The 24,751-nt window shown below is 44.6% G+C and carries 22 protein-coding genes and 1 tRNA gene; 8 read left to right on the top strand and 15 right to left on the bottom strand.

All coding sequences use genetic code 11. From position 1 onward, the window contains the following. Nucleotides 1-163: 163 nt before the first annotated feature. The 11 genes from R2Q26_RS08495 to R2Q26_RS08445 form a co-directional block, all read right to left on the bottom strand. Entirely contained in the window at nucleotides 164-505 is a 342-nt protein-coding gene (locus R2Q26_RS08495) for a VOC family protein (RefSeq protein WP_317535873.1), read from the bottom strand. Between the two features lie 272 nt (nucleotides 506-777). Beyond that, nucleotides 778-1,407, bottom strand: a complete 630-nt coding sequence (locus R2Q26_RS08490) for a class I SAM-dependent methyltransferase (RefSeq protein WP_317535872.1) — start codon at nucleotides 1,405-1,407, stop codon at nucleotides 778-780. 67 nt (nucleotides 1,408-1,474) lie between these two features. After that, entirely contained in the window at nucleotides 1,475-2,131 is a 657-nt protein-coding gene (locus tag R2Q26_RS08485; protein ID WP_317535871.1) for a hypothetical protein, read from the bottom strand. Between the two features lie 136 nt (nucleotides 2,132-2,267). After that, a complete protein-coding gene (locus tag R2Q26_RS08480; protein ID WP_317535870.1) occupies nucleotides 2,268-2,915 on the bottom strand; it encodes a DUF2959 domain-containing protein in 648 nt (215 codons plus the stop codon). A 37-nt stretch (nucleotides 2,916-2,952) separates the two neighbouring features. After that, nucleotides 2,953-3,924 carry a hypothetical protein gene (locus tag R2Q26_RS08475; RefSeq protein ID WP_317535869.1) on the bottom strand — a complete coding sequence of 324 codons (972 nt, stop codon included), beginning with the start codon at nucleotides 3,922-3,924 and terminating at the stop codon, nucleotides 2,953-2,955. Nucleotides 3,925-3,936: 12 nt separating this feature from the next. After that, nucleotides 3,937-4,938 (bottom strand): acylglycerol kinase family protein, encoded by a 1,002-nt coding sequence (locus R2Q26_RS08470; RefSeq protein WP_317535868.1) that lies wholly within the window; start codon nucleotides 4,936-4,938, stop codon nucleotides 3,937-3,939. Then, nucleotides 4,913-6,136, bottom strand: a complete 1,224-nt coding sequence (locus tag R2Q26_RS08465; protein WP_317535867.1) for a CDP-alcohol phosphatidyltransferase family protein — start codon at nucleotides 6,134-6,136, stop codon at nucleotides 4,913-4,915. Before R2Q26_RS08465 ends, R2Q26_RS08470 begins: the two co-directional genes overlap by 26 nt. Before the next feature lie 33 nt (nucleotides 6,137-6,169). After that, complete coding sequence (gene lptG, locus R2Q26_RS08460; RefSeq protein ID WP_317535866.1) at nucleotides 6,170-7,246, bottom strand: LPS export ABC transporter permease LptG; 1,077 nt, start codon at nucleotides 7,244-7,246, stop codon at nucleotides 6,170-6,172. Beyond that, nucleotides 7,243-8,319 carry an LPS export ABC transporter permease LptF gene (gene lptF, locus R2Q26_RS08455; RefSeq protein WP_317535865.1) on the bottom strand — a complete coding sequence of 359 codons (1,077 nt, stop codon included), beginning with the start codon at nucleotides 8,317-8,319 and terminating at the stop codon, nucleotides 7,243-7,245. The genes lptG and lptF overlap by 4 nt, the downstream gene beginning before the upstream one ends. Nucleotides 8,320-8,767: 448 nt before the next feature. Then, nucleotides 8,768-9,922 carry an N-acetyltransferase gene (locus R2Q26_RS08450; RefSeq protein WP_317535864.1) on the bottom strand — a complete coding sequence of 385 codons (1,155 nt, stop codon included), beginning with the start codon at nucleotides 9,920-9,922 and terminating at the stop codon, nucleotides 8,768-8,770. 197 nt (nucleotides 9,923-10,119) lie between these two features. Further along, a complete protein-coding gene (locus R2Q26_RS08445) occupies nucleotides 10,120-10,584 on the bottom strand; it encodes a hypothetical protein (RefSeq protein ID WP_317535863.1) in 465 nt (154 codons plus the stop codon). A gap of 412 nt (nucleotides 10,585-10,996) precedes the next feature. Between R2Q26_RS08445 and R2Q26_RS08440 the strand changes: the two genes are divergently transcribed. From R2Q26_RS08440 to folE2, 4 genes are all read left to right on the top strand, one after another. Further along, nucleotides 10,997-11,263 carry an exodeoxyribonuclease VII small subunit gene (locus R2Q26_RS08440; RefSeq protein WP_317535862.1) on the top strand — a complete coding sequence of 89 codons (267 nt, stop codon included), beginning with the start codon at nucleotides 10,997-10,999 and terminating at the stop codon, nucleotides 11,261-11,263. Beyond that, complete coding sequence (locus R2Q26_RS08435; protein WP_317535861.1) at nucleotides 11,253-12,146, top strand: farnesyl diphosphate synthase; 894 nt, start codon at nucleotides 11,253-11,255, stop codon at nucleotides 12,144-12,146. Before R2Q26_RS08440 ends, R2Q26_RS08435 begins: the two co-directional genes overlap by 11 nt. Nucleotides 12,147-12,194: 48 nt before the next feature. Next, entirely contained in the window at nucleotides 12,195-14,039 is a 1,845-nt protein-coding gene (gene dxs / locus R2Q26_RS08430) for a 1-deoxy-D-xylulose-5-phosphate synthase (RefSeq protein WP_317535860.1), read from the top strand. 217 nt (nucleotides 14,040-14,256) lie between these two features. Further along, a complete protein-coding gene (folE2, locus tag R2Q26_RS08425) occupies nucleotides 14,257-15,072 on the top strand; it encodes a GTP cyclohydrolase FolE2 (RefSeq protein WP_317535859.1) in 816 nt (271 codons plus the stop codon). A 22-nt stretch (nucleotides 15,073-15,094) separates the two neighbouring features. Here folE2 and murJ read toward each other — a convergent pair whose 3' ends face one another. Further along, nucleotides 15,095-16,633, bottom strand: a complete 1,539-nt coding sequence (gene murJ / locus R2Q26_RS08420) for a murein biosynthesis integral membrane protein MurJ (protein WP_317535858.1) — start codon at nucleotides 16,631-16,633, stop codon at nucleotides 15,095-15,097. Between the two features lie 648 nt (nucleotides 16,634-17,281). Further along, nucleotides 17,282-17,357: transfer RNA gene (locus R2Q26_RS08415), tRNA-Met, on the bottom strand. A gap of 114 nt (nucleotides 17,358-17,471) precedes the next feature. On the opposite strand from R2Q26_RS08415, the gene R2Q26_RS08410 reads away from it, so the two are divergent. Together R2Q26_RS08410 and R2Q26_RS08405 are read left to right on the top strand one after the other, a co-directional pair. Next, nucleotides 17,472-18,644 (top strand): UbiH/UbiF family hydroxylase, encoded by a 1,173-nt coding sequence (locus tag R2Q26_RS08410; RefSeq protein ID WP_317535857.1) that lies wholly within the window; start codon nucleotides 17,472-17,474, stop codon nucleotides 18,642-18,644. A gap of 45 nt (nucleotides 18,645-18,689) precedes the next feature. Further along, nucleotides 18,690-19,403, top strand: coding sequence for a DsbC family protein (locus tag R2Q26_RS08405; protein WP_317535856.1), 714 nt, complete (start codon nucleotides 18,690-18,692; stop codon nucleotides 19,401-19,403). Nucleotides 19,404-19,480: 77 nt separating this feature from the next. Here the strand turns inward: R2Q26_RS08405 and R2Q26_RS08400 are convergent, their stop codons facing one another. Together R2Q26_RS08400 and R2Q26_RS08395 are read right to left on the bottom strand one after the other, a co-directional pair. Continuing rightward, a complete protein-coding gene (locus R2Q26_RS08400) occupies nucleotides 19,481-20,716 on the bottom strand; it encodes a murein transglycosylase A (RefSeq protein ID WP_317535855.1) in 1,236 nt (411 codons plus the stop codon). A 236-nt stretch (nucleotides 20,717-20,952) separates the two neighbouring features. Then, complete coding sequence (locus R2Q26_RS08395; RefSeq protein ID WP_317535854.1) at nucleotides 20,953-21,699, bottom strand: Nif3-like dinuclear metal center hexameric protein; 747 nt, start codon at nucleotides 21,697-21,699, stop codon at nucleotides 20,953-20,955. 58 nt (nucleotides 21,700-21,757) lie between these two features. Here R2Q26_RS08395 and R2Q26_RS08390 point away from each other — a divergent pair, with 58 nt between their 5' ends. Both R2Q26_RS08390 and R2Q26_RS08385 read left to right on the top strand, forming a co-directional pair. After that, complete coding sequence (locus tag R2Q26_RS08390; protein WP_317535853.1) at nucleotides 21,758-22,891, top strand: Do family serine endopeptidase; 1,134 nt, start codon at nucleotides 21,758-21,760, stop codon at nucleotides 22,889-22,891. Between the two features lie 109 nt (nucleotides 22,892-23,000). Beyond that, the gene (locus R2Q26_RS08385) at nucleotides 23,001-24,653 is read left to right on the top strand and encodes a hypothetical protein (RefSeq protein ID WP_317535852.1); all 1,653 of its coding nucleotides are present in this window, start codon (nucleotides 23,001-23,003) and stop codon (nucleotides 24,651-24,653) included. Nucleotides 24,654-24,751: the final 98 nt, after the last annotated feature.

Below are 24,751 nucleotides of genomic sequence, written 5' to 3'. Positions count from 1 at the left end.
CCTGAACCCAGGAAACCAATGAGCTGGTTAGCATGTCTTGCGGACATCATGACTTATTCAGAAACTTCTCCAATGTATTTGCCGGGCGTGAAATACTACTGAGTTATCCGTTCCAGGATGATGTTATTGCATCGAATGCAGCCCAATCATGTTGCCTTCGGTATCAACAACCAAAGAGATAAAGCCGTATTGACCAATAGACATTTTTTCTCGCACTATTTGCCCGCCGGCAGCAGCCGCCACGAGTAGCTTCAACGGCACAGTCGGTACACATGAAGTAAACCAAAACGCAGTTTCCACCTGAAGGTCCATCTTTCATCTTAACCAATGCTCCAGACGCTCCTCTTGCATCCTTTACCATCGGAAAAGCCCACAATTCTATTTCCATTCCGGGAGGGCTGTCTAACTGTTCCAGTTTGACCTGGAAGACAGCTTCATAAAAACGTTTAGCCCGCTCGATATCTTGCACGTAGATTTCAAACCACCCAACTGGATTATTGTTCATTTGAATATCTCCTAAAAAAGAAAATCATGGGTAAACACGGGAATGAACTCAGGATTCTTGATTTGTTATGAGCTACTGATGCTGTCTTTTATTGAGCACCTTGTTCAGACTACTTAAGGGAATTAGGGATGGCAACTAAAAAATGTGAAATTGATAAGTGCCGAGCTTTTATGTTCATAATTAGAACATATATGATGAAAATTGGAATTGGTATATACGACTACTATTAATCTTCTCTCCTTGCTGTTTTAGGTAAGCGCATGTTTTTTTATTTAATTTATATCTTCAGTTTGCTGCATATCGACTTTCTGTGCGACGATCGCATAGCGTCCTTTGTCACGTCCTGTGGTGGGTTTGTTCATGAATTCCCCAATCACTATTTGGTAGCCCAAGTCATGCAGAATAAGACTAGTTTCTTCTGGCGTGTTTGAATCGTAAAAAAATGTTTGCCCAAACATCGTGTCTGTAAATGGTGGGTGTGCAGAACCGCCAACTGTCAGCATAATCTTTCCGCCTCTTGGCAGTTTCTCGACAACTCTGCGCAGTATGGTGGCGTGTTTTGAGCGGTCAATATGAAACAGAGAATCCCACATGATGGCAGCATGAAAATCGAGGTTGAATTCGAATTGCTCGATGGAAGCTAGCATCCACTGTTCATTTGGAAAACGAGCCTTGGCTAGCCTGATAAATTCATCGGCCTGATCAATACCGATGACCCTGTGACCTTTGGAGATGACATACTCTGTCATCGGACGCCCGGTACCACAGCCGATATCCATCACCAAAGCGTTATCCGATAAATCCGATAACAGTAAGTCGAGATAATCTCTCTCCCGTCCGTAGAATTCCTTACGGGCCTCATCCCATTGACTGGCAATCTTGTTGTATGAATCGCGGTTCATATAAGAGTCTAATGTTTAAATTCAGGAGCCACTGGAGCCGGCGGGGTGGAGGAATTCAATAGCGTGGCTACTGAGCATGAAATCGCGCCTTGATCTCTTTGATGAAGAGCCTTGCATCTTCCGAGTCGCCAAGTGACTGACCGATCGCGACAGCTTCAACAAGCAATCCGTCGGTATTGTGGACCATGATCTTCTTTTCGATCTTGCCCAGTCGTGCAATGAGCTTCTCTTCAGTTTTTCGTTGCTGAGCACTCAGGTGAACTCCTCCCTTTACGTTAGCGAGATACTTAATTACTTCCCGCCGGTTAAATTCCCGGCCTTCTACGACATCGGATAGTGATGAGAGATATTCAGAAAGAGTAAATAAGCGTTCAAATGGGTAGCCATTCTTTCGAATTGGTGGGGGTGGTGTTTCACCAAGAGGAGTGGTTCCTTTATTAAGAAACATGCAGGCCATAGACATACCACGGAATAGCGCTCCACCTGCTAGTGCGTAGACTACCTCGGTGGCATGCTTACCAAGCAAAAGCGATAAATCAACAGCGATCAGTGAAGGTTGTTTTGCTTTCCCAATAGATCGCCACGCTACACCATATGCATCTTCAACTAGTAATCTGCGGAGTATAGCTGTACCACGACGTATTTCTGCATTGGAGATTTCAGATCCCCATTGCGAGAGATATTCAAGATCTTCAGCGACCGCTATCAGGGAGTCGTTGTCCATGCTTGACTAAAATTAGACCTTCAAAATGACGCTGCTATATAAATTAATTCGTCAAAAATGACACCGCTTCCGGTAAGGCACACGATATCCTCTTATGTTTCTTAACAATTAGCTAATTTAGCTTTTATACTACCCATCACTTCTTCTCCATAGTCTTGATAAACGTATTAGCTTCATTGATAGATTTTTCCATCGAACTAATGAGTGAGGATATATCAGACTGGAGTGTGCCCAGCTCACCCTTCAGCGAGGCAATCGCTTGTGCGTTCAGGTTATGTTTGAGGAACATGACTTGATCTTTGAATACTGTCAGCACTGGTTTGATTTTGCTCTCAGCATTTTTCATGGTGGTGATCAGTTGCTGGTAGTGTGCTTGAGTAGCCAACAGTTTCTGCTCGCTGCTGCGTTTGAGTGATGCGTTGGAATACTGAGTGATTTCCTGTCTCCATTCGTCAAACAATGCATGAGAGACATCTTCGATGTCGGCTATGCGAACGCTGACTTCGTTTGCTTTGGCGAGACTGGCTTCATATTCGTCATTCAGTTTGTTGTAGACTGCTTCCAGATCACCGCCTTTGAAGTTGGTTACAGCGGTGAAATGCTCCAGCGCTGACTTGAACTGCTCTTTAGTTTCTTCCTGAGTGTCGCGCGCTTTTTCCACCCGATGCACCAGCACATCACGCTTGGGAATACCGATTTTTTCCAGCCCACTGTAATAGAGGGTAGAGCAGGCGGCGAGGGTGAATAGCAACAGGCAAGTGAAGAGGCGAGATAAGTGAGTCATAAAGTTCTCTCCTGAAAGGAATCAATCAATAAAAAAATCAGCGCAGCACTCCCCGTCGCAGCAATTGCCACATGACCTTGAATCCCCAAAGGATCGGGTGGCGTCGCAGCATGGGTGTAATTTCAACCCGGACACCACTGTGACGTTCGATTTTCCAGGCAGCATAATTAAGGTAGTCGTGAAATGTCAGCGTAGCTTTACTCAAGCGCAGGATGGAGAGAATTCGGCCCTGCCAGCGTCTTAACCGCCAGTGCAGGCGGGCGCGCCGGTTATCCGCTGACGTGGCATGGCAGTAATAATGCCCATCGGCTTGTCCAGTCAGCAAGCCATTCAAAGCAGGCAAGGCAGCGACCGACAGACGAGCATAATTATCCAGATTGAGCTGGACCAGATGGCGTGCCCGTGTTTCCCGCTCAGCGCGTAATTCTGCAGCGTAGGTCAGCATTAGACCCTGTGTCCAGATTTCTTCAGCTTTTATTGCGCGTGCCTCAAGCGCTAACAGGCCGGATTTCAGAAATTTTACTACTGCTTGCGCCATAGCCATATTGACGCGCTGACGGATAGTGTCATCACGCACATAAAGTAAACGTGCCGGTTGGGCAAAGCGCGCCCACAAATAGGGATGAAACCAGAATTGATTACCGTATTCGAAGTCGGCGGTTGAAATGACTGCATACTTGGCTCGGAAGGTTTTCTCCTGCTGGGTAACTTCCAGATAAAACACATTGGGGGGCAGCCAGGCATTTAAATGAGCCAGATAGCGTTCCGGGTAAGCGCTGTGGTAGTCATTGACCAGGGCGTAAAAATCGGCGATGCCCTCACTCAGATTACTGGTGTGCAGACAGGAGCCATACAGGATGACTGCATCCAGTGAGGCAGCAAAATGTTGTTTAATTGCCTCAACCAGATGCCTAAAATCCGGCGATACCGCTTGGGCATTCTGTGAAGCGATAATTTCTACTAGCGGTGCGGGTGCTTGCTCAGTGAGAGATAACTTGTTTTTTTTCATCGTTAGCCCTAGTTACAGTACGAGAAAAGTGATGGGTCCGCTGACCGAGATGTGTAGAGGTCCATGTTGGCGCGAGGCATGAAACAGCTCCCCGTCCACGATATATTCATCATCCAGCAATAATTCCAACACCTCGGTATTGTAACTAACATAGCCATGCTCTTTCTTGAGGCTATGACCACGACCCGCAATCAGCGGCCAAATTGAGCACCAGAATTTTTTGCTGTGCTGTCGGACAAAGGTCACATGTAGGGGTGCAGGTTCATGTCCCCAATAAGGGCGAATGCCCATTAATAGTTGTTCCAGCGCACTGACCAGTACGAATAAGTAGTTTTCCTCGTGCCTTTCGCCTCTTTCGTTTACAGTCGCAATTTGCACCGGTGCCCATTCGGGATGCGGTTTGCCCAGAAAGGTGCCTAATAAAGATCGTAATACGATGAGTGTCGTAAAAATATCGCCAGTGATACCTATTTGTTTGATTGGGCTGCGGGAGAATTTAACCCCCCGTGCAATCAATCCCAGCCCGAAAAACATACCGTAGACTTTCTCTCGTCCTGCTTGCTCGATGCATAGCACCGGCCGTTCAACAAGAACAGGGGCTGGATGTGGAGCGGATTGCTGCAAATAATGCTTTAAGCGACGCAGGATATGATCCGGTTTGCCGCGGATGCCCAGATCCAGCGCAGTCATATTGGTGGTTCCACCCGGAATAATGGTCAGAACCGGCCATTGCTCAGAAGGTAACCAGGCAAACAGACGATTGAGTATTCCCTGCAAGGTCCCATCTCCTCCCAGGATGATCAACCAGTCAATCTTTGCCTGGATGAGCGCTTTCACTGAAGTGTCGAAATCAGAGGCATTGCTGACTTCCCATTGGTGGATGTCAGGCATTCCAGCCAGTATCTGTTTGATCACGTGATGGCGTTTGCGTGCCTTTCCGCCTAACGGATTGAGAATCAACCCAATACGGGCTGTTCCTGTTTCCAAGCTATGAATTCGCAACGGCGCTACCATTTTTCTCGGCGAGCGGAACGCGGGTGAACGCTCTGACGGCCAGTTGCTGTCTGTCGCGTACTGGGTCGATTGCTTCCATCCATGATGTTAATGATCCCTCCTGGCGTCGGATTTGCCAGGCAACGAGCACTCGCCAGGCCAGAAAAAGCGTCGATAAACCATGCCAGCCAACAACCAGCAAGAATCCGATATCTGGTCGGTCAGCTAGCCAACTGACAGTCATTAGAATTAAATTGGGATTGCGTCGTGCGGTAATCAGGCGATTGAACGAATCGATCCGTTGCCAGATAAACATTACAAAGGGCGCAAGCCAGAATTCAAATAATCCTTCGCAGATACGCCCGCCGATGTAACCCGCAAACATCAGCCAGACCAATAATTCCAGATTCGCCAGAGGGACTGCGGTTGTCGTCAAGCCGATACCCCAGGCAAGGTACCATAACGGTGGGTGAATGATATCCAAGCCATGATCCAGCACATCGCCCAGCCGGCTTGAACTAAGCGTAACACGTGCTAGTTTACCATCCACGGTATCCAGGAAAGTCATGAGCCACCCCATGATCAGGCCGCTTGCGTAGTAGCCATACCAGAAAGCAACCCCTGCAAAAACTGCTAATAGCAAGCTGAACAGCGTCACCTGATTAGGCGTTATTTTCCAGCGCACACAGAGGTGGGTTGCCCAAAATGCAGGTATTGGCCATAGCCACTTGGTGACCAGATCAGTCACACCTTTATAAGAGCCTGCAAACAATTCCCATTCAAGTGCTTTGCGATTGATTGTGCTGATCGACAGGATATAAGGGGGCTCTTTTTTCTTCAGGTTTTGCTGGATACCTAGCTGCAAATCTTTCAGAGTGTATTGCTTGATACTGGAGAGTGCTGGCGTATATGCGCTGCGTAAAGCTTCAATCAGGGTGGGGACGTTTTTTCCTACGGTGCGGATGGCAACAGCGATGCTGCTTTGGTTACATAGTACGATGTCTTCTTGCAAATTGATTAAAGCAGAAATCACTCTGGCATCATACAGATGATCAGCGCGTAGCAGCAGCGCAGGCGCATCGTCTGGAATATCTGCAGGGTTATCAGTCAAATGGGTTTGTTTGAGGGATGCTGCTGTACGTTGCAGCCGTTCGCGCCCACTCAGTCCCCAGAGGCTGATTTCGCTTTCACCATGGATATAAATATAAATTGTCGACATGAACTAGGATTGAAATCTAAGTGAGATAAAAAATTAATAAATTCGCCGCAACCACAGAATGGTCAGAGCAATAAGGGTTAGGCTGGGAAGGAAGGATGTCAATACCAGATTCAAATGCAGTAACAAGCCAGCGTTAGCAATGATTTGATCGAGCAGATAAACACCCACTCCGATGATAGTAGCCAGAGTCAGTTTGCCTCCCAACCCCTCACGGACCGAACCGAAAATAAAAGGAATGCCAAGCAATATCATGGCAATGATCATGAGTGCGCTACTTATTTTGCGCCATATAGCCATGAGATAGGCATCGGCTTTCTGACCGGTTGTTTGCAGAAATTCCGCATGTCGTATTAACTCCACCGGGGAAAGACTTTCGGGGGGCTTGGTCAATGTGGCAATATCTTCTGCTTTAAGAAAGGATTGCCACTCTACGGTGCTGGCAGTAGTTAGTGCAATGTTTTTCTCTGTGTTTTTCTCTGTGAATGTTCTGACAGTCACATCGTTTAATCTCCATAATTCATCATTGAGGATATCCGCAAACTTTGCGTACGTGTGCGTAGCAAGCAAGCCCTGTTCATTAAAATGCATAATTTCGACATCAATTGCTATGTTTCCAGGCAGGATTTCACCGATGCGTAAAATATTATGCTCATCGCGTGTCCAGATCCCAAGCCCCTTTCCAAGCTCAGCCGTTTTCTCCAGCGCAGTGGCTCGGAGTGCAATGGCTTTTTGTTGAAGCTGCGGAGCGATGAACTGTTCCATCACAGCGATGATCAGAATTAATACCACCCCAATGCCAACAGGCACTATGCTAAGCTGAACGGGTGACAATCCTGCGACACGTAAGGTCACTAATTCCAGATTAATAGCTAATTTACCTAGCGCACCAACTGTACCGAGCAGAGCAATAAAGGGCGCAATCTGAATAAACCGGCGTGGCATCAGCATGGCAACGTACAGAAAAGCATCTCTCGTCTGATAGGTGCCTCTGCCGACATCATCAAGTTGATCCAATAAATCGAAGAAACTAAATAACGGTAATAACACTAGGGTAGCGATGGTCATAGCCATCACTATCTGTTTGGCGATATAACGGGAGGCAGTTTTCATTGTCTTCTAAACAGTTTTTGTCTTGAGCCAGGTAGAAGTAGTCCAGCGAAAATAAAAAGCAGCAGATATAACCACCATATACCCGGCATAGCACCGACTACTCCTTGCTCTACCCACGTTTGAGCCAAGCCGCTGAGATTATAGTAAATAGCAAACACGATGGCAGCAATCAGAAAGGTTTTGTCGCTTTTGTTTTGACGAGGAGAAAGGCGTGTGAACGAGACAGCGATCAAAGCCAGCAGAATGGTTGCAATTGGACGAGAAAGCCGCCATTGAAGCTCTGCAATATCTTGAGTTCTTTCAGATTCCCACAGCATACGTGTTGGCGCAGCTTTGCGCCGATGCCACTTTGATTGCTCGTTTTCAATGAAATAGGTCATTTTTTCATATTGAATTACACTGTCTTCATCTTTTGGGTAGGCAAGACGATAAATATAGCCATCAAACAATTCGGTATGTGGTCGCTGCTCCAGTGATATTTGTTGTTGTTGAAAGGCTTTTTTTGCTACGACAATCTCACTGATACCCTCTTTCTTGACAAAGTGAAATACTTCTTCCATACGTGTGCCAGAATTATCCTTGGCTTGTACAAAAATCACGCGGCCGCTTTTTTCACTGCCATAAAAACGTCCTGCCTGGAAACGGTTGGCATTCAGTTCGACTTCAGCTTGCGCATCGAGGATGTAGGTTTCAGCATAAGCCCAGGGTCGTGCATAAAGTGAGAGTACACCACTGATAATTCCAACAGGAATCGCGATCATTAATACTGTAAAGAGAATACGATAATCGCTGAATCCGACAGAACGCAGTATGTTCATCTCTTGATCCTTGTTCATTCTACTCAATCCATAAATGACAGAAACATAGAATGAGATAGGAATCAGCACTTCCAGAGCAATGATCGCTTTTAACATCACCAGTTGAAGCATGGCGACCATGCCGAGTGTTTCAGTGACTGCACTAGCCAGTAACCGGGCGATACTGAAGCTAACGAAAAGCCCCACAAGAATGCTAAGTACGGTAAAAAAAGGGAAGAGCAACTCCCGTGTGATGTATTTCTCGATGATTTTCATTAAATCAGATTATTTTTATTCGAAAATAAGTATTGATCTGGCTAGAATGAAGGGTCGCATCGCATAACCCAGCAATTCAACCATGGCAGTTATTTAGCTATTTTCTAAATGAATTCTACCAGCAACCAGTCGTCAACTTTGTCAGCATCAATTCCTGCTCCTGGAAAGAGTAGTGTAATCGTCTGAACACAAACGCCATTTCAGAGGTTGTGAATAAATCTACTGCGCACCCAAATCGCTGTGTTGGGCGGTACTCGATCCTCGCCTATCTATTTGATATGTCTCGTATCTCCGTTCCGTCTGCCTCGCGCTTTAGGTGCTCGCTACGATTTTTTTACAACCTCTCAACTGAAATAATTGGCAGTATCAGATAGCTGAGCAGATAGCTCAGTACTGCCTCTAAGCCAAGAGTGTCGCAATTAAATGCTAGGGCACTTGCGTTGATCAACTAGAGTGTTTTTTCATAAAGTCGGTATCGCTTATACTCTTTGCAGCCAATACTTTCGAGTATACTGCGCATAGCCTTGTTATCTTCAAGTATCCAGGACAGTTCGACTTCTTTGACTCCTCTGGCAAGCCCAGCTTGCCTCGGCGCATTGATCACCATGAAAGCCAGCGCCATGCCAAGGGGAGTATTATGAAATTGCTTGCGCACACCCATTAGCGGAATGCGGGCAGTTCGAACTGTGTTGGATTTTAGCTGCTTAATTAAACGAAGCCAGCCTGTCGGAAACAAATTGCCATTGAGTTGGGCAAAAATTTCATTAAGGTTGGGGAGGGCAGCCATAAACGCTACAGGAACATCTTCTACTTCCGCAATCTGGATATACTCACTTGGGACTAGCCAGCGCAGATTGCTGCCCAGTTCTGCAAATTCCGGTTGAGTAAAAGGAACAAATCCCCAATTTTCTGACCAGGCATCATTAAAGATATCGCGCAGTATTTCCATTTCTTCAGAAAATTTATCACGGCGTAGAGTTCTCAGCTTGATTTGCTTTGAAAATTTCTGAATAACCGTCCGCATGATTCTCGGTGGTTCAAAATCAACTGCAATCCTATAAGCGAGGAGATCTTTGGCAGGCTGGTAGCCACACTGTTCCAGCAATGGACCATACCATTTGGGTGAATGCGGCATCATGACAACCGGTGGTGTATCAAAGCCCTCTACTAAAATACCGCTCTCCTGATTGATGGAAAGATTAAAAGGTCCACTTACATGACATGTGCCCTGTTCAGTAAGCCATATTTCAGCGGTATGCATAAGCTTAGCAAAGACCTTGCTATCGTTAATGCATTCCAGCGAACCAAAATGACCTGTGTCTGCGCCATAACGTTGTCTGTGGAGCGTGTCCACTTGTGCACTGATTCTACCGACAGCCTCTTTGCCTTTGTAAGCAATCCAGGCTTGCCACTTTGCATGCTCTAAAAAAGGGTTAAATCTGGAAAAATGCAAGCGTCGTTCTAGGCGAAGTGGGGGCACCCACAGGGGATCATTTGCGTATATCCGCCAGGGAACGTCGATAAATGTGCTCATCTCACGATAGGATGTGACAGGATGCACATAAATAGGGTTATTTTTCTGCTGATCTATTTGTTCATTCATGATATAAAGCTGATCGGCAGGCTCATACAATATTGCAAGAACAATGAGAGCGTATGGCAATTTTTCATAACGTCGGGTGATGTTTGAATGGAAAAAACAAAACCGGAGCAAGTACCGGCAAGCTTGCCATTAAAGCTTGTCTGTTTTCAATAACCTCCCTAGTTCAGGAGCCAGGTTTACAGAAAATTTTTTTGCCTTTACCGTTTGAATTGATCGGTATAGGCCAACAGATCGGTTACGAGCTGATGGAAGACTTGCTTTGAATCTTGCTCTGCTTCAGATAACGGCGTTGTACCAGCTTGCTTTTCATCAATCACACCATTCATACGACAAAAATCGTAGAATTTATTCCAGGCGATGTTGTAATCACGCAACTGATCTTGAGGAATAAAACCCTTCAGACTATCAAAAGCATCTCGCATGACAGGTAATCTTGTTCGTAAATGAGCTGAGAGATCTTCTGGCCAGTGCGTGGGAACAGGATATAAGCCAACAAGTTCTGTTCTGAAAGTAGTGTCATAATAATCTACGGTATCTGCTCGTCGCCGGCGATTAATAATTTCGACACCAATGGCAATAACGATGATTACGCCAAGTAATGCAAATGGCCACATTGGTACTGTAGTGAAATACTTGGTAATTTGATCTAGATAATTATCCAAAATTTCCTCGACTTAAACGTAGTGGTTAAATTAGAAATTAAAAATACAAAAAACTAAATGCTTTGAAAACTAAGCGCTTTGCTTAATTAAGTGAAATTGTAACCGATATTGCCATAGGATAGCGCATGGATCAATATGATGTATCTCGACAATCGCTATTTGAATCAAAATATACAAGGATATAGTTATAGTATAAGTATACAAAGAAAGCTAGGGGGAATGGTTTATCCAATAGGTTGATAGAATCTCATTGATCGGGTATTTATTAAATCTTTATCATAAGAGATCAAGGAAAGGTTAAAATAGGATTGACCGAGTTATAGTGATTACGATATTTTGTCTGTTTTTAAGCAAAATAAACCTTACAAACTGTGTTCTACTTTGCCTTTCTGGAAAAGTAAAAGAAGAAAGCATGAAAAATAAATCCAACGAAGTAGTTACGACAGCAATCTCATCACAGCCAGAAAGCTTTGAAGCAGCGTCGACTGAACTGGAGAGCATTGTTTCCGCAATGGAAGCAGGACAAATGACGTTGGAAGCTTCGCTTTCAGCTTATAAGCGCGGAGTAGAATTATTGCATTATTGTCAGACTACGTTACAAAATGCGCAACAACAAATACGTGTTCTTGAGGCGGACATGCTGAAAGATTTTTCTACATCGGGTACCGATGAACGCTGATTTCCAGGGCTGGGTTAAAAGCCGTCAGTTACAAATAGAGTCTTACCTACAAAATCACCTTCCTGCGGAAAATCATGCGCCGGAGCGCTTACATGAGGCGATGCGCTATGCGGTGCTTGGAGGGGGGAAGAGGATTCGCCCATTACTTTCTTTTGCTGCCGGAGAATTGAATGGAGCAGAAGAATCGCGTGTAATCGTTGTAGCTGCAGCAGTAGAACTGATTCATGTCTACTCGTTAGTTCACGATGATCTGCCCTGTATGGATGATGATACGCTACGACGCGGTAAACCTACTTGTCATATGAAATATGACGAACCAACTGCATTATTAGTAGGGGATAGCCTGCAAAGCCTGGCTTTTCAGTTAATGGCTGAATTCAGTTTGACAGACAATCCGAAAAAGCAGTTGGAAATGATCCAGAAACTTGCCCAAGCAGCTGGATCACGCGGAATGGCCGGTGGGCAGGCGATTGATCTTGAAAGTGTAGGCAAGATGCTGACTTTGCCGGAGCTTGAATTCATGCATATTCATAAAACGGGGGCGCTTATACGTGCAGCAGTGATGCTGGGAGCGTATTGTGGTAATAAATTGAGCGAAGAACAGTTGAATCATTTGGATCATTTTGCTAAATGTATTGGTCTTGCGTTTCAGGTAGTAGACGATGTGCTTGATGCCGAAGCAACGACTGCGGCATTAGGCAAAACTGCAGGCAAGGATGCCGAGCAAAACAAACCAACCTATGTCAGTATCTTAGGCGTGAGGCAGGCCCGTGAATTGGCTAAAGAGCTGCAGCATGATGCCTATCAGACACTTGAACATCTGGGAAAATCTACTGATCGATTGTTGCAGGTAACAGATTTCATTGTTCAACGTGAGTTTTAATTCTGATTCTTTTCTTTTTAATCAGCTAAAATTTCTATTTAAGTTTGCATGTACCCACTACTTGATCGTATTAATACTCCCGCTGATTTAAGAAAGCTAGAGCGTAAACAGTTACCACAATTTGCTGATGAGCTACGTCAATTTCTGATTGAATCCGTAGCAAAAACTGGCGGGCACTTGTCGTCGAACCTCGGTACTGTTGAATTAACCATTGCGTTGCATTATATCTTCAATACGCCCTTTGACCGACTGGTATGGGACGTAGGCCATCAAACCTACGCCCATAAGATATTGACTGGTAGACGTGAAGGAATGGCTAAATTGCGCATGCATGGGGGCATTGCCGGATTCCCGCGGCGGGATGAGAGTGTCTATGATGCTTTTGGTACGGCTCATTCGAGCACATCTATCAGCGCTGCTTTAGGGATGGCAGTGGCCGCACAATTAGGAGACATAAATCGGCGTGCCATTGCTGTGATTGGTGACGGTGCGATGAGTGCTGGCATGGCGTTTGAAGCGCTGAATAATGCCGGCGTAATGGATACAAATTTGCTAGTGATATTGAACGATAATGATATGTCTATTTCCCCTCCGGTCGGGGCGCTCAATAATTATCTAGCCAAGCTGATGTCGGGTAGATTTTATGCAACTGCTCGTCGTGCAGGTGAGAAAGTGTTGGGCGTAGTGCCACCTGTTCTGGAGCTGGCTAGGCGTGCCGAAGAGCATGTAAAAGGAATGATGACCCCTGGTACGTTATTTGAAGAGTTTGGTTTCAACTATATCGGTCCAATTGATGGACATGATCTGGATGTGCTGCTTACGACGCTGAGCAACATCAAACATCTGGATGGTCCCCAGTTCCTGCATGTTGTTACGCGCAAGGGTGCTGGCTACAAGCCAGCTGAAGAAGATCCGATTTTGTATCATGGTGTTGGAAAATTTGATACGGTCCAAGGCATTGTCTCCAAATCTGGTGGTAAGCCGACGTATGCACAAATTTTTGGTGATTGGTTGTGTGACATGGCTGCCATAGATCCACGTTTGATTGGTGTCACGCCTGCTATGCGCGAAGGATCAGGTTTGGTCAGATTTTCCCAGGAATATCCAAATCGCTACTTCGATGTAGGAATTGCTGAGCAACATGCGGTGACTTTTGCTGCTGGCGCGGCATGTGAGGGGTTAAAACCGGTTGTCGCTATCTATTCAACATTTTTACAACGTGCTTACGATCAGTTGATTCACGATGTAGCTATTCAAAATTTACCGGTGGTTTTTGCTATTGATCGTGCAGGGCTGGTAGGGGCCGACGGGCCTACTCATGCGGGTAGCTTTGATTTGAGTTATTTACGTTGTATTCCAAATATGACGATCATGGCACCTGCTGATGAAAATGAATGTCGTCAAATGCTTTATACCGCTTACCAGATGAATACTCCTACAGCAGTGCGATATCCACGCGGTTCAGGAGCTGGGGTAAAGGTACAAAAGGAGATGCAAGCATTATCATTAGGTCGTGGAGAGATTCGCCGTAAAGGTAGCAAGATCGCTTTGCTTGCTTTTGGCAGCATGCTGACTCCTTGCCTGGAAGCAGCGGAGGAATTGGATGCTACCGTTGCCAATATGCGGTTTGTCAAACCGCTGGATGAAGATTTGGTGGCAGAGTTAGCAGCGACCCATGAATTGCTGGTCACGATTGAAGAAAATACCATTATGGGTGGTGCTGGTAGTGCTGTGATCGAATCACTGGCAAGTAAAAAAATGGTCGTTAAGCTGCTTCAGCTAGGGTTGCCGGATCTTTTTCTTGATCAGGGTGATCCTGCGCAAATGCTGGTTGATTGCGGCTTAGACAAAATTGGCATCATTAGATCCATCCAAGCAAAATTATCCGAATAGCTGGTAAAGTATTTACAATGACTCTACCTGAGTTAACTATTGATTTCTATTGATGTTTTTTAATAGATTCAATGCTTAGAACCAACTTTGTAAAGGAAGGTCTGATCAAAAAGCGCCTGGTCAGTCTTAGATAGTTCTTTCAGACCTGATACGTTATCATTCTTGAGGACTTTCAGTAGCGAAGCAGGTTGCCTCTATCTCTCCAGAAGGAATCACTATGAACAAACAAACTGATTTACCGATTGCTGATGTACAAAGTTCGTTGGATACCCGACGTATTGCAATTGACAGAGTGGGTATTAAGACCATTCGTCATCCAGTCAAAGTAGCCGATAAAGATGGTGGGGTACAGCATACTGTTGCAGTATTCAACATGTATGTCAATTTACCCCATAATTTCAAGGGTACGCACATGTCGCGATTTGTCGAGATACTGAATAGTCACGAACGTGAGATTTCCGTTGAATCATTTGAGGATATCTTGCGTGCCATGGTAATAAGGCTGGAGTCCGATTCTGGACATATTGAGATGACCTTTCCTTACTTCGTTAACAAATCGGCACCCATCTCTGGTGTGCAAAGCTTGTTAGATTATGAAGTAACCTTTATTGGTGAAATCAAACAGAATCACTATGAATTCACTATGAAGGTGGTTGTTCCTGTGACCAGTCTTTGCCCATGTTCCAAGAAAATTTCAGATTATGGAGCACACAATCAGCGCTCTCATGTAACCGTCTCGGTACGTACCAATAATTTTGTCTGGATTGAAGATATTATTAAAATAGCTGAATATAATGCTTCCTGTGAACTTTACGGTCTGCTAAAGCGGCCAGATGAAAAATATGTCACTGAAAAAGCCTATGACAATCCGAAATTTGTCGAGGATATTGTACGTGATGTAGCCGAAGTGCTGAATAATGATGATCGCATTGATGCCTATGTAGTGGAATCAGAGAATTTCGAATCTATTCATAATCATTCTGCCTATGCGTTGATCGAGCGGGATAAGCGCAACGTGCTGCCTCATACCTAAACTTTATAATCAACTATCGATATTATTCTTCTCCTTGTCGAGCAAAATCACGCAGACGGAAACCTAGTGTCCATAAGGTAGCGAAATAGGCAACAGCACCAAGGAAGACAACTAGGGTCAAGTGTAGTGCGCGCTCCATTGCAGTGTTTTGCAACCAGGATAGGTCACTACCCGCCGCAAACCACAGAGTGCTGCTCATTACGATTAGTGCTGTTAAAATTTTCAGTAAGAACACTATCCAGCCTGGTTGTGGCTGGTAAATATCATGATGGCGCAGCTTATAGTAGAGTAATCCTGCATTAAGGCAGGCACCTAGACCGATAGCCAATGCCAGTCCAGCATGCTGCAAAGGAAAGATAAAAGCAAGATTCATTAATTGAGTCGCGATAAGTGTGATAACAGCAATTTTGACAGGAGTTTTGATATTTTGCCGTGCGTAAAAGCCGGGGGCCAACACTTTTACCAGAATTAGCCCAAGTAAGCCGATGCTGTAGGCAATAAGCGCTTGACGAGTCATCCATACATCTTCAGCTGTAAAAGCGCCATAATAAAAGAGCGTGGCAATAAGCGGCGTAGCGAGCAATGCCAGTGCTACGGCTGCTGGTAGTGTCAACAAGAAGGTCAATCGTAAACCCCAGTCCAGCAGGTGCGAGTATTTCTCGTTACTGTGATTCGCGTAGTGGCGGGATAGTGATGGCAGCAGGATGGTTCCCAGTGCGACGCCTAAGAGGCCTGCCGGAAATTCCATTAACCGATCAGCATAGTAAAGCCAGGAAACACTACCTGTCACTAGCAATGAAGCAAAAATGGTGTTGATCAACATGCTGATCTGTCCTATAGATACACCAAAAACTGCTGGCCCCATTAGTTTGAGTACACGCCATGCGCCCGTATCTTTTGATTTCAGATAAAAGCGGGGCATTCGTTTAAGATGTATCAGGAACGGAACTTGAAATGCAAGTTGCAGTATGCCCCCGAGAAATACTGCCCAAGCAAGGGCAAGGACAGGGGGATCGAGCAGAGGTGCAAGCCAAAGTGCGCAACCGATAAATGATAAATTCAATAAAACTGGGGTAAATGCTGGCACTGAGAATTTACTATAGGTGTTAAGTATCCCTCCTGCGAGCGCGACAAAAGAAATAAATAAAATGTAGGGAAAAGTGATGCGCAATAATTCGATCGTCAACGCAAATTTTTCTTGATCAACCGAGAATCCTGGGGCACTGACATAAATGATGAGCGGTGCAGCCAACACTCCCATCAGCGTTACTATGAATAGTGCGATTCCCAATAATGTCGCAACATGATCAATCAGCTCGCGTGTTTCATCTTCTGTGCGGCAGTTTTTATATTCGGCAAGAATAGGAACAAATGCTTGTGAAAAAGCGCCTTCTGCAAATAATCGACGTAAGAGATTAGGAATACGAAATGCAACAAAGAAAGCATCGCTTGCCATCCCTGCACCAAAGATTCTAGCGATGAGTGCGTCACGCAAGAATCCTAGGATGCGTGAAACCAATGTCATGCTACTGACTGTAGCAAGTGCTCTAAGTAGATTCAATTGATTGTACAGTTACAGGATAAATAAATTGACTTTAGATAACAGGATCAGCTTTCTTTGTAAATAAGATGATTCTATATCTGATTATCTGATTTAACGATTGGCTGCTAACAATTAGGCATGCGCGCTCTCGCATAGTCAAAAAATAAAGCGTTGTTGGTGTTTGTTGTTAGAATATTAGAAATTATGTCAATAATTAACTAAGGAGGTGATAGAAGTGCTGAAAAAAATTGTCATTATTTATTGCAGCTATTTTTGTCATTGGTTATATCTATTTAATGGTTAATTATTTTTAGCCTGCATGACTTTCTGATTACAGAACGCAGCCAGTCTGCCAGATCTGATGACAGAGTGACAGTTGCGTATTATTTTTACTTCCATCAATTCTAGCTGATGGCTTGTTTTAGAGATTTCTGAAATTAACGAACCAATGTGTCAATAATATAAATCTTGGCACACCTCACGCCAACTAAGCTGTCGTATAGAAGCTATTCTGCTTTTACTATTTGTAGAAATTCTGCTGTGTTAGCATGGTCAATGCTAAGCTAAATCGGGCTAGTAAGTCTGGGTATTAGTTGAAGAGTTGCGTCAGCGGTATTTACGAAACATTACATTTATACCGCTTAACCCTTGTTAACTGTGAAGAAATGGTGGCGAATCAGGGATTTGAACCCCGGACCAACGGATTATGATTCCGCTGCTCTAACCACTGAGCTAATTCGCCGTGAGATAAAACGCACATTTTGCCTTTGGAGTGGGAATACTGTCAAGATTGACTTGATATTTTGTTTACATATTTGTTGTATTCCCAAGGATAAAGCGTCTGTATAATCCAATTATGAAATTCGATATTGTTGTGATCGGTGGTGGTTTGGTGGGTGCGAGCCTGGTTGTCGCACTTAAGGGAAGTGGCCTAAAAATAGCGCTGATCGAATCGCGCTTGCCTACTCCATTGCCAAATGATAAAAGCTGGGATAGTAGGATTTATGCTATCAGCCCAGGTAGTGCTGCTTTTCTTCAAACGCTTGGCTTATGGCAGCAAGTAGAAGCTGCACGCATTACACCAGTCTACGAGATGAAGGTATTCGGCGATGACGGTGCTGCGAGGCTTGATTTTAGTGCCTATGAGAGTAGTTTGTCTGAGCTGGCGTTTATTGCTGAGAATCGGCAATTACAAACTGCCGTATGGAATGCGCTTACAAGTGTAGCTGATGAAAATGTAACAGTTTTCTGTCCAGCCCAATGTGTTTCGCTCTCGTGGCATGAATCATGGGTTGATTTGCAACTGACAGATGGTAGTTTGCTACAAGCAGCTTTAATCGTAGGAGCGGATGGGGTTAATTCCTGGGTAAGGAAACAAGCGGAAATCGAGGTGGCGCAGCATCCTTATCACCAAGTGGGTATTGTAGCCAATTTTGATGCTGAAATTTCTCACTATAATACTGCATATCAGTGGTTCCGGCGAGATGGTGTTTTAGCATTATTGCCATTGCCCAATAAACAGGTATCCATGGTGTGGTCAGCGAATGAATCCCAGGCTAGCAAATTACGCGACCTATCTGATGAAGCATTATGCTGTCAGGTAGCGGAAGCTGCAAATCATACGCTTGGAAAGTTTCGGCTGGTAACTGACCCAGTTGGTTTCCCGCTGAATTTTGTGCATGTCAAAACACTCGTGAAACCACGGTTGGTGCTGATTGGTGATGCTGCACATGGTATTCACCCACTAGCAGGGCAAGGCGTCAATCTAGGTCTGCGTGATGCACGTGAATTGGCTGCCATTCTGATGAATCGAGGCTTGCAATCAGATTGTGGCGATTTTATGTTACTCCGTCGCTATGAGCGAGCACGCAAGGAAGATATTTTAGCGATGGAATTTGTAACCGATGGTCTGGAAAAATTGTTTAGCAGTACAGACCCGATATTGATTCGTTTACGGAACTTGGGTTTTGAAATTACCAATCGCTTGCCATTATTAAAAAACAGACTGATGCAGCATGCACTGAGTTAAATGAGCATACCAAATCCCAATTTTTTAAACAGGAGTAAGATAATCATGCGTTTACATCACTTTTTTATGTTTCTGCTGCTAGGCTTCATTTCCGATCACGCCTTGGCTGATGAAACGCAGCTTAAAAAAACGATCCAAACACATTTCCCTGGTACCGAGATCGAAAGTCTTCGTAAAACGCCCTATATGGGTTTGTATGAAGTTGTGATTGGAGGAGAGATACTCTACACAGACGAGAAGGCAGAATATTTTTTCGTGGGGCATGTAGTCGATGCTAAAACCCGAGTGAGTTTAACTAGTGAACGCATGCAGCAGCTCAGAGATGCACGACGGATAGCAATTGATACTTTACCATTGGAATTGGGGATCAAGGCGGTTAAGGGAGATGGCAAGCGGACGCTGGTCGTTTATTCTGATCCACATTGCCCTTATTGCAAAAAATTGGAAGCAGAGCTTGCCAAGGTAAAGGATATCACCATTTACACATTGCTTTACCCTATCTTAAAAAACTCAATGCAAACAGCAACGGCAATTTGGTGTTCGGTTGACCGGCTAAAGGCCTGGGATGATTTTATGCTACGAGGTATTGTGCCAGCGGGGAAAGACTGCGAAACACCGTTGAACACACTGCTTCAATCAGGACAGAAAAATCAAATAACCGGAACACCAACGCTTATCTTCGCCGATGGATCAGTTGTATCAGGCATGATTCCTGCAGAAGAGATTGAGAAAAGACTCAATGACACGGTAAAAAAATAGAGTGAATGAAAGTATATAGTTGCTACTCTCGTTATAAAAAACAGTAAACAACTTATAGTAAATAACTTATTCTTTCTTTATTTCTGAGCCTGAATTTGTGAGGAGAAGTTTTTGGGTAACAATACCCACATTTTTCCTTTTTGCTTCATCTTTCCGGCCTGGATTGCTGCTTCCGGGCCAAATCCCCAGAAGAAATCAGCGCGTACTCCACCTTTTATAGCACTGCCGGTATCCTGTGCTACCATCAGTCGATTGAGCGGTTTGTTACTGTTAGGCCAGGTTGTAGAGAGAAAAACGGGAGCGCCTTGCGGTATGGCGCGAGGATCGACAGCCAGGCTTCTACCCGCGGTGAGCGGTACACCCAACGCACCAATTGGACCAGACAGATTGTTAGGAAGCTCCCGGAAAAAGATATACCGTGAATTTTGATGCAGTAATTCAGTTAGTTTGTCAGGGTTTTGCTGCCCCCACTGCTTGATTCCTTGCATGGAAGCTCTTTCTAAGGGAAGTTCACCGCGTTGAGCCAGTAGTTTTCCGATCGATTGATAAGGGTAGCCGTTCTGATCGGCATAACCCACTCTGAGAATTTCTCCATTTTCCATAATAATACGACCAGAACCTTGAATCTGGAGAAAGAATAATTCAACTTGATCATTGACCCATATAAGCTCGCGTCCCTTCAGTGATGTCGGTTCATTCTCAATTTCTGCACGACTGTAATACGGTACCACCTTGCGTCCTTCTAAACGACCACGCAATTGTAGATTCTTAAGTTCTGGATAAACATCAGCTAACTCGATAACAAGAAGTTCATCAGGTGGCGCATAAAGTGGATAGCGATACTGCTGTGATGGGGTGCGGCTGCCTTTAAGAAGTGGCTCGTAGTAGCCGGTAATCAATCCCTCAGTACTACCATTCAAATTTAATACCTGATAGGGGGTAAAATGGTGCTTAAAGAAGTGTTTGATGGTGTTATCAGTAGGTTGCTTGATTGTGCTGGCTTTTTTACAGGTTTCTCGCCACAATAGTTGCTTATTTAAAGCATTGCAGCTTTGTAAAAAAGCAGTCCATGCTGGCAAAAGTGTGTCTTGTTCCCATTCTTTTAATTGAGACCAATCAGCTGCTTTTAGCTGGTTGATATTAGGAGATATTGGGGATACTTGGGATACAATAGCGGATTTGGCTGGCTCGCTTGTATTTGAAGAAGATGGTGTTTTGGCAGGTACAGGTGCCGGCGAAATGATCTCTGTTTTGCAGGCTGTTAGCGGCCACAATAGGAGTGCAAGAATAAGTAAGATCGATTGGTTTTGCATCGAATTTTAATTAAGGTTATAACTTTTAGATAAATTCTGACTATACAACAAGCTGAGAGATATGTGGATATTAGCAGTTGAAGCGGCATTGGCATTGGGATTATTTATTTTTATCATCTGGTGGACTCTGCCTAAGAAAAAAGACAAAGACAAGAAGAAGGGAGAATGACTGGTCTTAGACATATTTTTACTATGCTTTTGGCATTGAAATTCTCTATAAACTGTAAACGTATTGATCATACCGGATTATCTAAATCAATGAAGTGGTGTCTGATGCCAAATTGCCGAGCAATATGTTCTCCCAGCGCTTGCACACCAAAACGTTCAGTTGCGTGATGTCCTGCAGAAATAAATGCGACCCCGGATTCTCGTGCAGCATGAACATTTTGTTCGGAAATTTCACCTGTAATGAATGCATCGACACCCAATTGGACAGCTTCTTCGAAATAGCTTTGAGCAGCTCCGGTGCACCAGGCGATGCGGCGGATTTGTTTGGTTGGTTCGCCAATAATTAATGGCTTGCGTGCCAATGCTAGTGATATTTTTTCACCTAACTCATTGAGAGAAATATCGTGCATAACCTGGCCGTATGAAGCAATGTTTTGTTCTCCAAAGTGACTTATTGTCACAAAATCGAGCTTTTGTCCTAATTGAGTGTTGTTACCTAATTCGGGGTGAGCATCCAGAGGCAGATGATAGGCAAAAAGGTTGATTTCGTGTTTCATCAATAAGGCTATGCGTCGATGTCTTATACTGCGTAGCGTCCTATCTTCGCCACGCCAAAAATAACCATGGTGCACGAGGACAGCGTCAGCGTGCAAGGCTACAGCTGCTTGGAGCAGATCTATTGATGCTGTAACACCACTCACTATAGTATGAATTTGATCGCGCCCTTCCACTTGCAGTCCATTTGGGCAATAATCATGGAAGCGCGAAATATCCAGTAATTGATTCAGATAATTTTCAAGCTCATCTTGTTGCATTTTTGTTCCTGATCACTATATATCTGTTTATATTGTAACCTCTGATTAATATGCTGATATGAATAAACTTTGGTTAATTTTTGCGCAATCGGTCACAGTATTACTGGCGATTTTCTTTGTTGTTTCCACACTCCGACCTGAGTTATTGCCGTGGACGCCACGTGGCAAGTTGGCTACGGTCAAAGAGACTGCGTCCGTTGAAGTGACACCTCGGCCTGGTAGCTTTAATGCTGCCGCAGAAATGGCAATGCCCTCGGTTGTCAATATTTTTACCAGTAAGGAAGTCAGGATGCCTTCACATCCGCTACTGGATGATCCGATGTTTCAGCGTTTTTTTGGTGAGCGTTTTGAGTCCAGACCAAGGCGTACTTCCAGTCTTGGCTCAGGCGTGATAGTTAGTCCAGAAGGCTATATCCTGACTAATCATCATGTAGTGGAGGCTGCGAGTGAAATCCAAGTTGCATTGGTTGATGGTAGAAATGCCAAGGCACGCATCATCGGTTCTGATCCGGAAAGTGATTTGGCCGTACTAAAGATTGATCTGGATAACTTACCCAGCATCACTTTTGGTCAATCCGAGCAAGCAAGAGTGGGCGACATTGTGCTCGCTATCGGTAATCCTTTTGGCGTTGGGCAGACCGTTACCATGGGAATTATCGGTGCATTAGGGCGGTCCCAAGTAGGAATTAATACTTTTGAGAATTTTATTCAAACCGACGCGGCAATTAACCCTGGTAATTCAGGGGGAGCACTTACTGATGTGGCTGGCAATTTGATCGGAATCAATACTGCTATTTATTCTCGCACCGGTGGATCACTGGGAATAGGCTTCGCTATCCCTGCCAATGCAGCTAAACAGATCATGGAACAAATTATCGAAGCTGGGGGTGTGACACGTGGTTGGCTAGGTGTGAGTATGCAGGATATTACACCTGAACTTGCAGAATCATTTAGGCTGAAAAAATCTGGAGGCGCACTCATTGCCGGTGTGCTGAAAAATGGTCCTGCTGATGAAGCAGGGATAAAACCCGGAGATATCCTGCTTACTGTGAATGGAAAAGCAGTTGCAGATTCTTCCGAAATGCTCAACTTGGTTGCTGCATTAACACCTGGTAAAACAGTTGCCTTAACGATATTGCGTAATAACTCGGAAAAGTCAGTTAAAGTTAAAGTGGGTAAACGCCCCACTTGATCGGGATAGCATGCTTGGATCAATAGCTCATACAAGCTTCTCAGGTTGGATCTTAATGTCTGAAGCCATATTTTCGAAGAAATAGATCAGAAGAAACAGGGTAATCTAAATGAAGGTTATACCACCACATCCAAGGGCACTAGCTGCCCTATATCGTTGGTTCGATAGCAATATATTTGCACTGGGTCGCGAAATGCGGCTTTCGTATTTACCTCCATTAATGGTTTACGTTGCTGCTGGTGTTTCTAGCTTGACTGGAATTGTTGGCACATTTTACGTTAAAGAGCGGTTAGGTCTTTCTGCAGAGTTTCTGGCAACGCTGGGATTCTGGATGGCATTGCCATGGGCACTCAAAATGCCGATTGGCCATCTTGTCGACTTGATATGGCGCTGGAAAAGCCTGCTGGTCTATCTGGGAGCGAGTTTGATTATGGTAAGTCTGCTCATCATGATCGGATTGCTTGGATATACCGATACCATGCAAAGTGTTGCCTCGGTAGAGAGTTGGTATGTAGCAGCAGCCTTACTTGCTCCGATTGGCTATGTTCTCCAAGATGTAGTGGCCGATGCCATGACAGTGGAAGCCGTTCCGCGTGTAGAGGAGAATGGGGAGCCCTTGTCTTCAGAAAAGCGCAAACAAATGCATGTCACGATGCAAACTCTTGGCCGAGTGGCCATTATTGGCGGCAGTGTACTTGTTTCCATTGCTAACGTTATTTTGATGCACGATGTTGGTACTATGCCAGAAGAAGGTAGAACCGCTGCCTACTTATTGGTCTATCAACTTGCCTTGGTGATTCCATTTATCTCAGTTTGCGGAGTATTTTTTGCTAGCTGGTTGCGACAGCGAAATATGAGACGCTTTGTGGTACAGGGGCTTAGCCGCAAAGAAGCTGAAGCATTGTTGACTATTCATGCCGAAGCACCTCCGGTTAATTGGTGGATATTGGGCGGTGGTGCAGTGTTTACAATTGTATCTTTAAGTATCGGCCTCGGTGGTTCTTCTGCTGCTGAGGAAATTGTTTTTTGTTTATCAATGGCCATCGTGCTTTTTCTGATCTGGCGCCTTTCCAGTGAGCTTGATGCAGATGCGCGTAATCAGTTGGTGGGTACAGCCATTCTGATATTTATATTTCGTGCGCTACCTACTCCAGGAGCGGGCGCTACCTGGTGGATGATCGATCAACTGGGCTTTGATCAGCAATTTCTGGCTACCTTGTCATTGATAGGTGCCGCGTTAACATTGGCGGGAATGTTTATATTTCGCCGTTTTATGGCAGAACGCTCTATGGCTTATATCATTGGCATGCTTACTATTGCTGGTACCTTACTATCTCTTCCCATCGTTGGTATGTACTTTGGTTTGCACGAATGGACTGCTGCATTAACAGGGGGAATAGTAGACGCACGTTTTATCGCCATAATAGATACGGCACTGGAATCACCACTGGGTCAGATTGCAATGATTCCTATGCTAGCATGGATCGCTAACTCCGCACCAGATAAACTTAAAGCGACTTTCTTTGCCGTCATGGCATCGTTTACTAATCTTGCATTATCAGCTTCTCAACTGAGTACTAAATATATGAATCAGATTTTTATTGTTACACGCGAAGTGAGTGATCCAGTTTCAGGTGAAATATCTGTTCCAGCTGATTATAGTGAATTGGGTGTGCTATTGATAACAGTAACTATTATTGGTTTTATCCTGCCTTTACTGGCTATTGTCATCATTAAGCACACGCGTTTCCGTAGTGCTTGAGCCAAGCTACTTTACTTAAGGTGTAAGAATTTCTAGCGTTGTTTACAGTATTCTGGAGAATACTGTAAATGAACATGCACAAACATATAAGACTTACG

This window comes from Nitrosomonas sp. Is37 (assembly GCF_033063275.1).
GTDB lineage: Bacteria > Pseudomonadota > Gammaproteobacteria > Burkholderiales > Nitrosomonadaceae > Nitrosomonas.
This window is presented reverse-complemented; position numbering and strand designations above follow the sequence as displayed.

Bases quoted from the DNA above. Each gene is read 5' to 3' on its own strand.
- R2Q26_RS08475 (WP_317535869.1), bottom strand. From the start codon at position 3,924: ATGAAAAAAAACAAGTTATCTCTCACTGAGCAAGCACCCGCACCGCTA.
- R2Q26_RS08485 (WP_317535871.1), bottom strand. From the start codon at position 2,131: ATGGACAACGACTCCCTGATAGCGGTCGCTGAAGATCTTGAATATCTC.
- R2Q26_RS08495 (WP_317535873.1), bottom strand. From the start codon at position 505: ATGAACAATAATCCAGTTGGGTGGTTTGAAATCTACGTGCAAGATATC.
- R2Q26_RS08450 (WP_317535864.1), bottom strand. From the start codon at position 9,922: ATGAATGAACAAATAGATCAGCAGAAAAATAACCCTATTTATGTGCAT.
- folE2 (WP_317535859.1), top strand. From the start codon at position 14,257: ATGAACAAACAAACTGATTTACCGATTGCTGATGTACAAAGTTCGTTG.
- R2Q26_RS08410 (WP_317535857.1), top strand. From the start codon at position 17,472: ATGAAATTCGATATTGTTGTGATCGGTGGTGGTTTGGTGGGTGCGAGC.
- R2Q26_RS08470 (WP_317535868.1), bottom strand. From the start codon at position 4,938: ATGGTAGCGCCGTTGCGAATTCATAGCTTGGAAACAGGAACAGCCCGT.
- lptF (WP_317535865.1), bottom strand. From the start codon at position 8,319: ATGAAAATCATCGAGAAATACATCACACGGGAGTTGCTCTTCCCTTTT.
- dxs (WP_317535860.1), top strand. From the start codon at position 12,195: ATGTACCCACTACTTGATCGTATTAATACTCCCGCTGATTTAAGAAAG.
- R2Q26_RS08390 (WP_317535853.1), top strand. From the start codon at position 21,758: ATGAATAAACTTTGGTTAATTTTTGCGCAATCGGTCACAGTATTACTG.
- R2Q26_RS08435 (WP_317535861.1), top strand. From the start codon at position 11,253: ATGAACGCTGATTTCCAGGGCTGGGTTAAAAGCCGTCAGTTACAAATA.
- R2Q26_RS08480 (WP_317535870.1), bottom strand. From the start codon at position 2,915: ATGACTCACTTATCTCGCCTCTTCACTTGCCTGTTGCTATTCACCCTC.
- R2Q26_RS08490 (WP_317535872.1), bottom strand. From the start codon at position 1,407: ATGAACCGCGATTCATACAACAAGATTGCCAGTCAATGGGATGAGGCC.
- R2Q26_RS08405 (WP_317535856.1), top strand. From the start codon at position 18,690: ATGCGTTTACATCACTTTTTTATGTTTCTGCTGCTAGGCTTCATTTCC.
- R2Q26_RS08395 (WP_317535854.1), bottom strand. From the start codon at position 21,699: ATGCAACAAGATGAGCTTGAAAATTATCTGAATCAATTACTGGATATT.
- R2Q26_RS08400 (WP_317535855.1), bottom strand. From the start codon at position 20,716: ATGCAAAACCAATCGATCTTACTTATTCTTGCACTCCTATTGTGGCCG.
- R2Q26_RS08385 (WP_317535852.1), top strand. From the start codon at position 23,001: ATGAAGGTTATACCACCACATCCAAGGGCACTAGCTGCCCTATATCGT.
- R2Q26_RS08465 (WP_317535867.1), bottom strand. From the start codon at position 6,136: ATGTCGACAATTTATATTTATATCCATGGTGAAAGCGAAATCAGCCTC.
- lptG (WP_317535866.1), bottom strand. From the start codon at position 7,246: ATGAAAACTGCCTCCCGTTATATCGCCAAACAGATAGTGATGGCTATG.
- R2Q26_RS08440 (WP_317535862.1), top strand. From the start codon at position 10,997: ATGAAAAATAAATCCAACGAAGTAGTTACGACAGCAATCTCATCACAG.